Source organism: Dactylosporangium sp. NPDC048998 (genome assembly GCF_043197855.1).
In the GTDB taxonomy this organism is placed as follows: domain Bacteria; phylum Actinomycetota; class Actinomycetes; order Mycobacteriales; family Micromonosporaceae; genus Dactylosporangium.
Window position 1 is genome coordinate 511810 of sequence record NZ_JBICTV010000001.1, and the last position, 14164, is coordinate 525973.

General features: G+C 72.1%; 12 protein-coding genes and 1 pseudogene. 6 read left to right on the plus strand and 7 right to left on the minus strand.

Going from position 1 to position 14164, the window contains the following annotated elements; all coding sequences use genetic code 11:
- Positions 1–16 precede the first annotated feature (16 nt).
- Positions 17–1726: a hypothetical protein gene (locus ACGFI8_RS02400; protein WP_392798764.1), complete on the plus strand. Its 1710-nt coding sequence runs from the start codon at positions 17–19 to the stop codon at positions 1724–1726.
- 895 nt (positions 1727–2621) lie between these two features.
- Here the strand turns inward: ACGFI8_RS02400 and lexA are convergent.
- A complete protein-coding gene (gene lexA / locus ACGFI8_RS02405) occupies positions 2622–3302 on the minus strand; it encodes a transcriptional repressor LexA (protein ID WP_392799638.1) in 681 nt (226 codons plus the stop codon).
- 440 nt (positions 3303–3742) lie between these two features.
- Here lexA and ACGFI8_RS02410 point away from each other — a divergent pair, with 440 nt between their 5' ends.
- The 3 genes and pseudogenes from ACGFI8_RS02410 (at position 3743) to ACGFI8_RS02420 (ending at position 7931) form a co-directional block, all read left to right on the plus strand.
- Positions 3743–4063, plus strand: coding sequence for a LysM peptidoglycan-binding domain-containing protein (locus tag ACGFI8_RS02410; RefSeq protein WP_392798767.1), 321 nt, complete (start codon positions 3743–3745; stop codon positions 4061–4063).
- Between the two features lie 281 nt (positions 4064–4344).
- Positions 4345–4788, plus strand: a pseudogene (gene nrdR / locus ACGFI8_RS02415) (transcriptional regulator NrdR); the annotation flags it as partial.
- Positions 4789–5078: 290 nt separating this feature from the next.
- Positions 5079–7931 (plus strand): vitamin B12-dependent ribonucleotide reductase, encoded by a 2853-nt coding sequence (locus ACGFI8_RS02420; RefSeq protein ID WP_392798770.1) that lies wholly within the window; start codon positions 5079–5081, stop codon positions 7929–7931.
- A gap of 245 nt (positions 7932–8176) precedes the next feature.
- Here ACGFI8_RS02420 and ACGFI8_RS02425 read toward each other — a convergent pair whose 3' ends face one another.
- The 3 genes from ACGFI8_RS02425 to ACGFI8_RS02435 all read right to left on the minus strand — a co-directional run bounded on the left by ACGFI8_RS02425 (position 8177) and on the right by ACGFI8_RS02435 (position 10262).
- Positions 8177–8908, minus strand: coding sequence for a class I SAM-dependent methyltransferase (locus tag ACGFI8_RS02425; protein ID WP_392798772.1), 732 nt, complete (start codon positions 8906–8908; stop codon positions 8177–8179).
- A gap of 151 nt (positions 8909–9059) precedes the next feature.
- Positions 9060–10061, minus strand: coding sequence for an ADP-ribosylglycohydrolase family protein (locus ACGFI8_RS02430; RefSeq protein ID WP_392798775.1), 1002 nt, complete (start codon positions 10059–10061; stop codon positions 9060–9062).
- Positions 10062–10091: 30 nt separating this feature from the next.
- The gene (locus ACGFI8_RS02435; protein ID WP_392798778.1) at positions 10092–10262 is read right to left on the minus strand and encodes a hypothetical protein; all 171 of its coding nucleotides are present in this window, start codon (positions 10260–10262) and stop codon (positions 10092–10094) included.
- 186 nt (positions 10263–10448) lie between these two features.
- Here ACGFI8_RS02435 and ACGFI8_RS02440 point away from each other — a divergent pair, with 186 nt between their 5' ends.
- Positions 10449–10826 (plus strand): GNAT family N-acetyltransferase, encoded by a 378-nt coding sequence (locus ACGFI8_RS02440; protein ID WP_392798781.1) that lies wholly within the window; start codon positions 10449–10451, stop codon positions 10824–10826.
- Positions 10827–10829: 3 nt separating this feature from the next.
- On the opposite strand, the gene ACGFI8_RS02445 is transcribed toward ACGFI8_RS02440, so the two are convergent.
- The 3 genes from ACGFI8_RS02445 to ACGFI8_RS02455 all read right to left on the minus strand — a co-directional run bounded on the left by ACGFI8_RS02445 (position 10830) and on the right by ACGFI8_RS02455 (position 12916).
- On the minus strand, positions 10830–11432 hold the full coding sequence (locus tag ACGFI8_RS02445) for a hypothetical protein (protein WP_392798783.1): 603 nt from the start codon (positions 11430–11432) through the stop codon (positions 10830–10832).
- Positions 11433–11434: 2 nt separating this feature from the next.
- The gene (locus ACGFI8_RS02450; protein ID WP_392798786.1) at positions 11435–11659 is read right to left on the minus strand and encodes a hypothetical protein; all 225 of its coding nucleotides are present in this window, start codon (positions 11657–11659) and stop codon (positions 11435–11437) included.
- A 168-nt stretch (positions 11660–11827) separates the two neighbouring features.
- Positions 11828–12916: a YbhN family protein gene (locus ACGFI8_RS02455; protein WP_392798789.1), complete on the minus strand. Its 1089-nt coding sequence runs from the start codon at positions 12914–12916 to the stop codon at positions 11828–11830.
- Between the two features lie 66 nt (positions 12917–12982).
- Here ACGFI8_RS02455 and lhgO point away from each other — a divergent pair, with 66 nt between their 5' ends.
- On the plus strand, positions 12983–14164 hold the full coding sequence (lhgO, locus tag ACGFI8_RS02460; protein WP_392798792.1) for an L-2-hydroxyglutarate oxidase: 1182 nt from the start codon (positions 12983–12985) through the stop codon (positions 14162–14164).

Below are 14164 nucleotides of genomic sequence, written 5' to 3' on the forward strand. Positions count from 1 at the left end.
CTGCCAGACTTGTGCGATGCGACGAAGGGTGGTGTTCGGGGCGGCTGCGGTGATCTGCCTGTCGACCAGCGTCCCCGCACCGGCCGCGGCTCACGCACCGTCAACCACGGCCGACCCGGCCCCGGGCACTTCCGTCTGCACGCCCAACTCGAAGGAAGTCAGCGAGATCTCCGGCCTGGTCGCCACCGAGACCGGCTACTACGCCGTCCAGGACAGCCAGCCGCCCCCCGGCAAACCGAAGATCTTCGTCCTCGACAACGCCTGCAAGCTCATCAACACGATCAACTACCCGACGAAGGCGCTCGATCCCGAAGACGCCGCCATCGACAAGAACGGCACGCTATACATCGCCGACATCGGCGACAACGACGAGGCCAGCGGCGGCTCGAAGGACCCGCGCCCGACGGTGGCGATCTGGACCATGGCCGACGGCGCGAAGCAGCCCACCATCAACCGGCTGACCTACCCCGACGGCAAGAAGCACGACGCCGAGGCGCTGCTGATCGACGGTGACGGCCTGCCGATCATCATCACCAAGGCGCCGCCGAGCGAGGTGTACGTGCCGGAGGCCGCCCTGGTGCCCAACACCGAGAAGGGCGTCAAGCTCAAGAAGGTCGGCACCTTCACCGCCCTGGAGACGAAGACGCCCAACCCGCTGGGCCTGCTCGGCTGGAAGCTGGTCACCGGCGCGGCGTCCTCCCCGGACGGCTCGAAGGTCGTCGTCCGCACCTACTCTGACGCCTACGAGTTCGACGTCCCCGGCGGCGACGTGGTCAAGGCGATCACGGCGGGCAAGCCACGCATCACCCCGCTGCCCAACGAGCCCCAGGGCGAGTCGATCACCTACACGCCGGACGGCAAGCACTACATCACCATCTCCGACGTGGAATCCTCGAAGAGGGCGCCGCTCCTGAAGTACACGCCGACCAACGTCACGGTCGGCACCGGCACCGGCAACGGCACTCCGTCGCCCAAGGGGAAAGACCAGGGCTTCATGCAGTCCCTCACTCTGCAGGACATCACCTACGCGGTCGCCTTCATCGGCGTTCTGGGCCTGGGCCTGGTGATCGCCGGCGTGGTCGGCATCCGCCGCTCCCGAGCGGCCCGTCGCGCCGCCGGCCTGAACGCCGCGCCCGACGACCTGGCCATGCCGGCCACGGTGGGCGCATACGGCAACGACCCCTTCACCCCCGCCGACCCCTACGGCCCCGGTGGTCCGCGCGCCGGCCGTGGCGGCCCGGGCGGCGGCCCCGGCGGCCCTGACGGTTCCGGCGGCGGCAACGTCTACGGCGGCGGTGGCCGCCAGCCCTCAACCCCCGCAAACCGCCCAGCCGGCGGCGGCGTCTACGGCGGCGGCCCAGGCGGCGGCGCGGCCGGCGGCGGCAACGTCTACGGCGGCGGCCCGGCCGGCCCAGGCAACTCGGGCGGCGGCAACGTCTATGGCGGCGGCCCGGCCGGCGGCGGCAACGTCTACGGCGGGGGCCCGGGCGGCCCCGGCGGCGGCCCGGGCGGCGGTGGCGGCAGCGTGTACGGCGGCTCGGGCGGTATGGGCGGCGCGGGCGGCGACGGCAACGCGTACGGCGGCGGCGAGCCGAGGGGCGGCTACGGCCGACAGTCCGCACAGGGCTTCGCCCAGGGCTCCCCACCGTCCGCGTACGACCAACGCGGCGGCTACGGCCACCCCGACCACAACGGCTACGACCGCGGCTACGCCCCACACCGCTGACACAGCCCTCACCGCTCTCCACATCCGCGCGCCCGTCGGCTAGCCGTCCGCGCGTTGGCGTTCGCGCCTGCCGCCTGGCTGTCTCGCGCCCGCGGTGCCTGCCGGGCTGCCTCGCACCCGCGAGGTGGCGTCCGCGCGTGCTCGCGTCGCGTTCGCAGGTGGTCACCCCGCCGGTTTGCGGCAGCCGGTTCGCATGCCGCCTACTGGCCGCGGGTGGTCGCCTCGCGTCACGATGGCCCTTCGTCGCCGCGCCCGCCGTCCGATTTGTGCGACTCTGCAAAAGCTGCAATCCCATGATCACGGAGCGTTGTGGTACCCAGGGCAACCAAATGTCCACGAGAGTGGAAAACGGCGACTCGGCCGGCGGGAGTCCGCATGATCGCGAGGCCGGGCGGCGGTTGGGCGCCACCAGTCGGCAAGCAGGGTTATTCGTGCTCGGGGTCGATCGGCCGCAACCGGAGTCGCGGTGCGCAAGAGTTCGCGCCTGGTGTAGTCCTGAGCCCGACGTCGCCCACGGCGGCGCAGCCTCACCACCTTTACGCCGCCGCCCAGCCCTGCCCTGCCTGACCCTCCGCCGCTGCGTTGCCCTGCCGCTGTCCGACTCCGCCTTGCCGTCCGGCCCGTCGCAGCCCGGGCCCTGCCCCGGCCGCTGCCCGACTCTGCACTGCCGTCCCGGCCGCCGCAGCTCGGCTTCCCGCAGTCCGGCCGCCCGTGGTCCGGCCCGGGCCCGCCCGGCCGGTGCCCAACCCAGCAACTGCCGTCCCGCCGCAGCCCGGCCGCCCGTGGTCCGGCCCGGGGCCCGCCCGGCCGGTGCCCAACCCAGCAACTGCCGTCCCGCCGCAGCCCGGCCGCTCGCCGCCCGGCCCGGGGGCCCGCCCAGGCCGGGGGACGGGGGTCAGATGCGGCGGACCACTGTTACGACGCGGCCCAGGATTGTGGCGTGGTCGCCGGGGATGGGGTCGAAGGCGGCGTTCTGGGGCATCAGCCAGACGTGGCCGTCGCGGTTGCGGTAGGTCTTCACGGTGGCCTCGCCCTCGAGCATGGCGGCCACGATGTCGCCGTTGTTGGCGTTGGGCTGTTGCCGCACGACGACCCAGTCGCCGTCGCAGATGGCGGCGTCCAGCATCGAGTCGCCCTTGACCTGGAGCATGAAGAGGGTGCCCTCGCCGACCAGCTCGCGGGGGAGCGGGAACACGTCCTCGACGGCCTGCTCGGCCAGGATCGGGCCGCCGGCGGCGATGCGGCCCAGGACCGGCACGTATGCGGGGGCGGGGCGGGCGGCGCGTGCGGCCTCCTCGTCGACCGCGACCAGTTCGCTCGGCGGGCGGACGTCGACGGCGCGCGGGCGGTTGGGGTCGCGGCGCAGGTAGCCCTTGCGCTCGAGCTCCTTGAGTTGGTAGGCGACGCTCGACGGGGAGACCAGGCCCACGGCCTCGCCGATCTCGCGCACGCTCGGCGGGTAGCCGTTGCGCTCCACGGCGGCGCGGATGAACTCCAGGATGCGGCGCTGGCGGACGGTCAGGTCGGCGGCGAAGAGGTCGGGGAAGGCGCTGACCACCGCCGTGACCGCGCGCATCTCCGGCTCGCCGCCGCGGCGGCGGGTGGCGCGCTTCGTGCCGGAGCGGCCGCTGATGGCGGTGACCTCGGCGCCGGGGCCGTCGATGATCTCGTCCGGCTCGCTCGCGGATGCGTCGGTGCGGTCGTCGGCTGACACGTCGTCCTCCCTCGTGTTGGCAGGAGCGGGCTGGCGCCGCGCCTGCTGACGGGCCGTGGGGTGGTCCGTCACCCGGGCTTCCCGCGGGTGCGGGGGAGCCGGTTGTCGCACAGTTCCGATAATCCCGATCAAAGGGCTTGATCGTGTGTGGATCACCGTATCGCCGAGGTACGACAGTTTCAAACATCTGTACTACGTGGCGCGCCGATTTTTCGGCGAGTCCGCTCGACACGGGTCTTCCCGCTCTGGTACACCATCGTACGACTGTTCTATCGAACGGGTGTACGGAAAAGGGGGCCGACATGGGGCGATGGGCCGCAAACGGGCACGGAAGGGCGCCGGTCCGCCTCACGCGGCGCGGCCGGATCGTGCTGTTCTGCTTCCTGCTCGCGCTCGCCGGCGGCCTCGTCGGGCTCGTCGCCGCGCCGGGGCAGGCCGCAGACCCGCCGGGGCCGGTGCCGACCGTCATCGTCCAGCCTGGCGACACGCTCTGGGGCATCGCGAGCGAGCGCCGGGGGCGGCGGGGGCGCGACGCCACGGTCGAGGAGATCCGCCGTCTCAACCACCTGGACGGCTACAGTATCGACGCCGGGCAGCGGCTGATCCTGCCCCGCGCGCGCTGACCTGCGGGGATCCCGCGGCCGCACCGTCCAGCCTGTTGAGACCCGCGACACAAACGTGTCGGGATCGGCGTTTGACTTGCGTCAGCGTAGGCGTCGGCATAGCGTCTACCCCTAGATGTAGTAGTTACAGGGGTGTAAGTCGTCCATAGCTTGTGGATTCGGCAGTTACCCATCACCGAACGTAGTTGTCCGGCGAAGCCCGCTCAGAGGGGCGCTCGCCGGGATTGGCATGCCCTTTTGCGCGGATTTGTCCGGCGTACCATGGAAAGAGGTCCATCGAGATGCGGTGCCCGTACTGCCGGCATGCCGACTCGCGGGTGGTCGACTCCCGCGAGGCCGAGGATGGTCAGATCATCCGGCGGCGCCGGTCCTGCCCGGAGTGCGGGCGGCGGTTCACGACCGTCGAGGAGGCCGTGCTCGCCGTGGTCAAGCGCAGCGGGGTGACGGAGCCGTTCAGCCGATCGAAGATCATCGCCGGGGTGCGCAAGGCGTGCCAGGGCCGGCCGGTCGACGAGGACGCCATCGCGCTGCTCGCGCAGAAGGTCGAGGAGACCGTCCGCGCCCGAGGCGCCGCCGAGCTGCCCAGCCACGAGGTGGGCCTGGCCATCCTGGCGCCGCTGCGAGAGCTGGACGAGGTCGCCTACCTGCGCTTCGCCAGCGTGTACCGCTCGTTCGACTCGCTGAGCGACTTCGAGCGCGAGATCGCGGCGCTGCGGGCGGGCGCGCCGAAGGCGGACGCGCCGCCGGCACAGGGCCAATCGGCGCCGGCGAAGCCGGACCAGCATGTACGAGGGGAGGGCCCGCCGGCCCCGCCCGCCCGCGCCGGCGAGCCGGCCGAGGGCGCGCTCAGCACCAGCGGCGCCGCCCGCGTGGCGCGCGGGACGGGCTGACCAGGGCGGCGGCATCACGCGGTACCAAACAGGGGAAGAGATCACCCGCGGACGGCGCGAAGTCGCCCGGCCGCGAACGACCACGCACGACGAACGACGACACAACGCTGATGAGGGGGCCGCGGATGGCGGGGGAGACGAAGACGAAGGCGTCGGCACGCAAGGACCAGCGGGAGGGGCTGAGGGTCGAGCGGGTCTGGACGACCGAGGGTGTACACCCGTATGACGAGGTGGCGTGGGAGCGCCGCGACATCGTCATGACGAACTGGCGGGACGGCTCGATCAACTTCGAGCAGCGGGGGGTCGAGTTCCCGGCGACGTGGAGCGTCAACGCCGCCAACATCGTCACCACCAAGTACTTCCGCGGCGCGGTCGGCACCCCGGCGCGCGAGCAGTCGCTGCGCCAGCTGATCGACCGCGTGGTCTCGACGTATCAGCGGGCCGGGCAGGAGCACGGCTACTTCGCGACCGACCACGACGCCGAGGTGTTCGGCCACGAGCTGACCTGGATGCTGCTGCACCAGGTGTTCAGCTTCAACTCGCCGGTCTGGTTCAACGTCGGCACGCCGTCGCCGCAGCAGGTCAGCGCCTGCTTCATCCTCGCCGTCGACGACTCGATGGACTCGATCCTCGACTGGTACAAGGAGGAGGGCCTGATCTTCAAGGGCGGCTCCGGCTCCGGCGTCAACCTGTCGCGGATCCGCTCCTCCAAGGAGCTGCTGTCCAGCGGCGGTACCGCCAGCGGCCCGGTGTCGTTCATGCGTGGCGCCGACGCGTCCGCCGGCACCATCAAGAGCGGCGGAGCCACCCGGCGCGCGGCCAAGATGGTGATCCTCGACGTCGATCACCCGGACGTGGAGGAGTTCATCGAGACCAAGGCGCGCGAAGAGGACAAGATCCGCGCCCTGCGCGACGCCGGCTTCGACATGGACCTCGGCGGCAAGGACATCGTCAGCGTCCAGTACCAGAACGCCAACAACTCGGTGCGCGTCTCCGCCGAGTTCATGCGCTCGGTCGAGGACGACGCCGAGTTCGGGCTGCGCTCCCGCCTCGACGGCACCGTGATCTCCACCGTCAAGGGCAAGGAGCTGTTCCACAAGATCGCCCAGGCCGCATGGGAGTGTGCCGATCCCGGCATCCAGTACGACGACACGATCAACGACTGGCACACCTGCCCGGAGACCGGCCGCATCACCGCCTCCAACCCGTGCAGCGAGTACATGCACCTGGACAACTCCAGCTGCAACCTGGCCTCGCTGAACCTGCTCAAGTACCTCAACGCCGACGGCACGTTCGCCGTCGAGAAGTTCGTCAAGTCCGTCGAGCTCGTCATCACCGCGATGGACATCTCGATCTCCTTCGCCGACTTCCCGACCGAGAAGATCGGCGAGACCAGCCGCGCGTACCGCCAGCTCGGCATCGGCTACGCCAACCTGGGCGCGCTGCTGATGGCCAGCGGCCTGGCGTACGACTCCGATGGCGGCCGGGCCGTCGCGGCGGCGATCAGCAGCCTGATGACCGGCACCGCCTACCGCCGCTCGGCCGAGCTGGCCGGCGTCGTCGGGCCGTACGACGGCTACGCCCGCAACGCCTCGGCGCACCGGCGGGTCATGCACAAGCACGCCGCCGCGAACGACGCCATCGGTACCGTGGGCGCCGTCGACGCCGCGATCAAGGACGCGGCGACGGCGCAGTGGGCGCTGGGCAACGACATCGGCGCGAAGAACGGCTGGCGCAACTCGCAGGCCAGCGTCCTCGCCCCGACCGGCACCATCGGCCTGATGATGGACTGCGACACCACCGGCGTCGAGCCCGACCTGGCCCTGGTCAAGTTCAAGAAGCTCGTCGGCGGCGGCTCGATGCAGATCGTCAACCAGACCGTGCCGCGGGCCCTGCGCACCTTGGGCTACCAGGAGGAGCAGGTCGAGGCGATCGTCGAGCACATCTCGGCGCACGGCCACGTCGTCGACGCCCCGGGCCTGCGCACCGAGCACTACAGCGTGTTCGACTGCGCGATGGGCGAGCGGGCCATCGCCCCGATGGGCCACGTGCGGATGATGGCGGCGATCCAGCCGTTCATCTCCGGCGCCATCTCCAAGACGGTCAACATGCCGGAGTCGGCGAACGTCGAGGACGTCGAGGAGATCTACTACCAGGGCTGGAAGCTCGGCCTCAAGGCCCTGGCGATCTACCGCGACAACTGCAAGGTCGGCCAGCCGCTGTCGGCCGTGTCGAAGAAGAAGGACGCGGCGCCCGAGCCGGTCGTCCAGGAGGTCGTCAAGACCGAGAAGGTGATCGAGTACCGCCCGGTGCGCAAGCGGCTGCCGAAGAAGCGGCCCAGCTCGACCGTCTCGTTCTCGGTCGCCGGCGCTGAGGGGTACCTGACCGCCTCGTCCTACCCGGACGATGGCCTCGGCGAGGTCTTCCTCAAGATGTCGAAGCAGGGCTCGACCCTCGCCGGCGTCATGGACGCGTTCTCGGTGGCGATCTCCATCGGCCTGCAGTACGGCGTGCCGCTGGAGACCTACGTCTCGAAGTTCGTCAACATGCGCTTCGAGCCGGCCGGCATGACCGACGACCCGGACATCCGCCTGGCCTCGTCCGTCATGGACTACATCTTCCGCCGCCTGGCGCTGGACTTCCTCGACTTCGACACCCGCTCGGAGCTGGGCATCCTGACCTCGGCGGAGCGCGCGGCCCAGCTGCGCGCCGAGGCCGGCGAGTCCGACGTCGACCTCACCGAGATGCGCAACTCGGCCCCGGTGGAGAGGCCGGCCGCCGCGGAGAAGCCCGCGACCGCCTCGAAGCCCGTCGAGATCGAGACCCCGCGCCGCATCGGCTCGTCCACGGAACTGCTCGAACTCGTCCAGGGCAAGGCCGCCGACGCGCCGCTGTGCTTCACCTGCGGCACGAAGATGCGCCCCGCGGGCAGCTGCTACGTCTGCGAGGGCTGCGGCTCCACCAGCGGCTGCAGCTGAGTGTGACCATTCTCAGCGTGTCCCCTCCAGGGGCACCTTGAGATTGCAGAGTCATCGACGAGTCTGACCAAGGGATGTCCCCCGGGCGCTACCGTCCGGGGGACTTTCCGTTGCGCATGCCGAACCGGGCTGCCAGGAGCTTTACGGCGAGGCGGTCACAATGTCCCATCCCCGGTCGGCGAGATGCTCGGTCAGGGCGGCGCCGAGCCCCCGGCCGCTGCCCGTGATCACTGCCAGCCGGGTGGTCACCGGAGTACCAGCAGATCGAGGGTATCTACGACCGGGCCGGACTCCGTTCGTGCAGCCTCCTGCAGGCGGACGACGCCTGCGGCGTACGCGTCGTCGCTGATCAGCTGCAGCGGGGTATGTGCCTCGCGCCGCAGGCGGGCGGCGGCGTCGGCCGCCGACGGGGCGGTCACCTGCGGGACCGGTTCGCAGCCGGCGGTCGTGAATCCGGCGGTGGCGAACGCCGCCTCGACGCCAGGAATGCTCGGGTAGCGGTCGAGCACGGCGACGGCTTCCGGGAACCAGCGGAACAGGTTGATCGCCTCGTGCCGGCCGGCGAACGCGGAGCGGATCAGCACCGGCGCGCCCGGCTTCAGCACCCGCCGGATCTCGCGGGCGGCCGCCTCGAGGTCAGGAACGTGGTGGATCACCGTGGAGAGCCAGACCCCGTCGAGGCTCGCGTCCGGGAACGGGATGTCGTCGGCGGCACCGGCCGCGACCGGCTGGAACACCGCGCGCTCGCGCATCGCCGCGGAGGGGTCGATCGCCACGACGTCGATACCGGGCCACCAGGTGTGGAATGCCCGCGCCCAGCTGCCGGTGCCGCATCCGAGGTCGAGCAGACGCGCCCCTGGACGGGGCTCGAAGTAGCGGCCGATTGCCGTTCGCCAGGTGGCGAGGTCGTCGTCCCGCAGGTGCCGGGTCTCTGTGAATGCCGCCGCGTCCTCACTGTTGTACGCGATGAGAGCCATGCGCCGACCCAATCCGGCTGACCGCACCGTGAGCAAGAGGAAGTGCACCGGTTCACATGGGGAACACTCTGTGCGCGCTGAATCGCTTAGGGTCACGCCCATGGGCTTCGACAAAGCGGCGCGGGCGTTTCTGCGAGACCATGGCGCGGAGCTAGGCGGTCCAGGCGGTGGAGAGGCGGTCCAGGTCCGGGCGGTACTCGATGCGGGTGTACCACTCGGCCGGCCAGGCGTGCTCGCCGTGGACGGCGCCGGCGAAGGCGCCGGTCAGGGAGGCTATCGAGTCCGAGTCGCCGGAGGACGCGGCGGCCCTCGCGATGGCGTCGACCGGGGAGTCGGGGAAGAGCAGCAGGCAGTACACGGCGGTGGCCAGGGCCTCCTCGGCGACCCAGCCGGCGCCGGCGGCCGAGCACGGGTCGGCGTCCGGGCCGACGTAGCGCACGGCGTCCTCGAGGCCGGACAGGGCGGCCTGGCACTCGTCCCAGCCGGTGGCGATGAACTGCTCGGGGGACTCCACCAGCGGGCGGCGCCACAGGTGGTCGCCGAGCCAGTCGCCGCGGTACACCTCGCGCTGGGAGTCGCAGCGGGCGCGCAACGCGGCCGGCAGGTCGGCGACCGGCAGGCCGTCCAGGAGCCAGCGCACCGCTAGGGCGGTCAGCTCCGAGGCGGCCAGGCCGGTCGGGTGGCCGTGGGTCAGCGCCGCCTGGAGTTGGGCGGCGCCGGTGCGCTCGTCGTCGGTCAGGCCGGGGGCCAGGCCCATCGGGGCGACGCGCATGTTGGCGCCGCAGCCCTTCGAACCGGCGATCGTCGCCTCCCACCAGGGCTTGCCGCCGGCCATCGCGGCGCACGCGTCCATGCAGGTGCGGCCGGGGGCGCGGTCGTTGTCGTCGCTGCGCCACCACTGCAGGAAGCGGCCGCGCAGGCGCGGCTCGAGGCGCTCGGCCGTCACCGGCGGCTCCGCCAGGGCGCTCAGCAGGCCGTCGGCGACGGCGAGGGTCATCTGCGTGTCGTCGGTGACCATCGCCCTCGGGGGCAGGTCGTGGGGGCCGCGGTCGCCGTACCGCCGCAGGATCTCCTCGTAGCTCAGGAACTCCGTCGGCGCGCCGAGCGCGTCGCCGAACGCGAGACCGAACAGGGAACCCTTCACCTTGGACATGGCGACCTCCAATGACAGCCGTCGCGCAAGCTATACCCGAACGACCTCGATGCGCGACCCCCGGTGACGGTCCCGCACCTCGATCGCGCGGCGCTCGGCGGCGTCGGAGAGGGCCAGCAGTCGGACCGGGCCGGGCACGGCGGTGACGGACGCGTCGAGCCGCCCGGGCGCGGCGATGTGCTTGGGGGTGGTGTCCGGCACGCCGGTATAACGGATTTTCCGGTCTTGCGTTTTTCCCACGTGGCCACCCTGCGCGACCGGTACGACCCCAAGAGCAACGGGCTGGGCCTGCTCCGGCTGGTCCTCGCGCTCGTGGCACCTCGTGGAGCGCCCGGCCCTGTCGCTGAAGGACCGCCTGGCCCCGGCCCGGCGCCTAACCTTGGCGCGATGACGATCTCGTACGCCTGGCGCGCCCCATTCGACGACGCCGAGCTGTCCGCCGTGGCGACCGCCTCCCCCGGCTGGTGGGTCCGGGTCAACCGGCACAGCCTGGGCTGGGTCTGCGCCCGCGACGCCGCCGGTGCCCTGGTGGGCTTCGTGAACGTGGCCTGGGACGGCGGCGGTCACGCGTTCATCCTGGACACGTGGGTGGCCGAGCGGGCCCGCCGCCGCGGCGTCGGCACCCGCCTCGTGGAGACGGCGGCGGCCGAGACGCGGGCGGCGGGCTGCGAGTGGCTGCACGTCGACTTCGAGCCGCACCTGACGGCCTACTACCTCGACGCGTGCGGCTTCACCCCGACCGCGGCCGGGGTGATCGCCCTCTGACGGTCACTTCGACTTGCGCAGCGCCTTCAGCTCCGCGTGGGCGGTCTTCGCCGCCTGCCGGACCGGGGTCACCGCGGCGCGGATCGCGTCGCCGTCCGGGCCCGGCTGCAGGGCCAGCAGCACGTCGGCCTTGCCCTGCAGGGACCGGGCGATCGCGTCCAGCTTCGCCGTGTCCGCGCCCGGCTCGGCGCGCATCTTCGCCACCACCGCCAGCTCCGTGTCGATCGCCGCGGTCAGGCGCACCTTCGGGCCGGTCAGGATGAAGATCCGGTAGTCGTACACCATGCTCCGCGCGTCGGCCCTCACGTCGGCCGCGGTGGCCTCGCCCTGGACCTTCGTCTTCAGCGCGGTCAGGCCCGAGCGCTGCTCGTCGATGAGCCCGGTGAGCGTCGCCTTGTGGCCGGCCTGCAGCTGGGCGGCGCCGTTCACGGTCGCCTCGAACCGCTTCAGGGCGTCGAGGCGCTTGTCGATGCGGGCCGCCACCGCGGTCTTGGCGGCGTCCAGCCCGGCGCCCGGCGACGGCGCGGCGCCGGCCGGGGCGGCGGTCACGAGCGTGGCGGCCAGCGCGGCGAGCAGGACTCCGGTGGTACGTGCGATTCGGTTCACGGTCAGTCCTCGTCCTCGGCGGGCTGGGCTTCGTTGCTGAGCTGCTGCCCGACCTGGTCGAGCAGGCCGTCCACGGAGGCGTCACCGGTGTTTGCGGCCGCCCCGGCCGTCGTCGAGGCCGGCGCCGGCGGGGCCGCCGGCGCCGCGGGCTGATGCGCACGCGCCCGGCCGCAGCCGCCCAGGAACAGCAGCCCGGCCGCCAGCGCGATGGCGAGGGTTCGTCTCATGCCGCACATGCTGCGGGCCGCGGGTAAGCGCAACCCGCGGCCCGATGTAAGAGGTTGGTCAGCGCGCCCCCGCGGCCGTCACCCCAGAATGAGACGCGGCGCGCAGTCCGTCACGTCTTGCTCGGCTACCGGGCCGGCGGCCACCTGGCGCCGGATCATGCCGGTGGCCTACCGCGCGGCCGGGGGCGGGGCCGAGTGGCGGATGCGGCGCAGGCCCACCGCGGCGGAGACGCCCGCCGCGGCGACGTCGGCGATGGTGAACAGCAGGCGGGAGACCAGGGTCAGGGCCCACGCCGTCGGCCACGGCACGCCGAGGCCGGCCAGCGCGATCCCCATGAGGAACTCGCGGGCGCCCAGGCCCGACGGGGCCACGATGACGAACGTGCTGATGCTCATCGCCAGGGCCATCGCGAAGACGCTGCCGATCAGGCCGTGCACGCCGGGCAGGTGGGAGCGGACCAGCAGCCAGATGTGCACGCCGGCGGCCAGGTAGCCGACGGCGCACCAGGCGCTGGAGACCAGGATCGGGCGCCAGGTGATCGGGCGGTCCAGGGCCGGGCGGCGCAGCATCCGCATCGCCCGGCCGACGAGCCAGGTGAGCAGCGGCGGGTAGCAGCAGACCAGGCCGAAGGGCAGCAGGATCACCGCGCACCACACCGCGATGGCGGCGAACGTCTGGTGTTTGGTGGCGTCGGCGCCGTCGAACGCGACCCCGAAGCCGGGCGAGGTGAGGACCAGGCCGACGGTGACGCCGAGGCCGGTGACGACGGCCGAGCCGATGAACACCTTCGCCCGGGACACGCCGACGCGGCGGCCGAGCTCCATCTGCACGACGTACGCCCAGACCGTGCCGGGCAGGTACTTGCCCAGCGCGCCGATGAGCTGGATCGGCGCCGCGTCGCGGATGCGCAGCGGGTGGTCGAGGTTGCCGACCATCGCCCGCCAGGCCATCATCGTCGCCCACAGGCAGGCGACCGCGGCGGCGAGCGAGGCGCCCAGCGACGGCCACGACAGGTTGCGGAACGTCGCCGACACGTCGGACCACTGCTGGACGGTAGTGGCCACGATGAAGTACGCAATACCTATGGCGGCGAGGATGCGCACCGCCTGGACGGCCCGCGCCCGCCACGGTTTCCGGCCGGTCGTCGCGGGCGGCGCGACCAGGTCGCCCGGCTCGGCCGGGGCGGCCGGTTCGGCGGGAGTGACCGGCCCGTCGTCCATCGCAGCTCCGGTGATCGTCTCGGGCTCACCACTCACGGTCGGTCACGCTAGCACGCCATCTCGGACCCCTAAGATGCAGCGATCCGACGTAGAGGAGTCAGCGTGCGGTACGTGGTCATCGGTGGGGGAATTGTCGGGTTGGCCACCGCCCACCGGCTGGTCCTGGACCGACCCGACGCCCGGGTCACGGTCGTGGAGAAGGAGGGCGTCTGGGGCGCCCACCAGACCGGGCACAACTCGGGCGTGATCCACGCCGGCGTGTACTACAAGCCCGGTAGCCTGAAGGCCACACTCTGCAAGGCCGGCAGCGCCTCGATGGTCGAGTTCTGCGCCGAGCACGGGATCGCGCACAAGGTGACCGGCAAGCTCATCGTCGCCACCGACGCCGAGGAGCTGCCCCGGCTGCACGCCCTGTTCGAGCGGGCGCAGGCCAACGGGCTGCCGGTGCGCATGGTGAACCAGGCGGAGGCGCGCGAGTACGAGCCGGAGGTCGCCTGCGTCGAGGGCATCCACGTCGCGTCGACCGGCATCGCCGACTTCAAGGCGGTGTGCGACAAGCTGGCCGAGATCGCCGAGAAGGCGGGCGCCACGCTGCGGCTCAACACGGCCGTCCTCGGCATCCGCGCCACCGACCGGGAGGTGGTGGTGCGCACCACGACCGGGGACATCGTCGCGGACGTGCTGGTCAACTGCGCCGGCCTGTACGCCGACCGGGTGGCCCGGATGGCCGGGATCCGGCCGCCGGCCCGGATCATCCCGTTCCGCGGCGAGTACTACGAGCTGCGCGAGGATCGCCGGCACCTGGTCAACGGCCTGATCTATCCGGTGCCGGACCCGCAGTTCCCGTTTCTGGGGGTACACCTGACGCGCATGGTCGACGGGAGCGTCCACGCCGGACCGAACGCGGTGCTGGCCATGGCGCGGGAGGGCTACACGTGGGGGAAGATCCGCCCCCGCGACGTGGTCGACGCCGCCACTTACGGCGGGCTGTGGCAGCTGGCGCGCAAGCATCTGCGGTACGGCGTCACGGAGGTCCGCCGGTCGCTGTCGAAGCGGCGCTTCGCGCAGAGCCTGGCCCGGCTGGTGCCCGCGGTGACCGCCGACGACCTGGTGCCGGCCGAGGCGGGCGTGCGGGCGCAGGCGATCACGCCCTCCGGCGACCTCGTCGACGACTTCCTCATCGTCGCCGAGGGCCGGCAGGTCCACGTGCTCAACGCCCCGTCGCCGGCCGCGACGAGCTCGCTGGAGATCGCCAAGTACATCACCGCGCGCCTGCCGGTATAA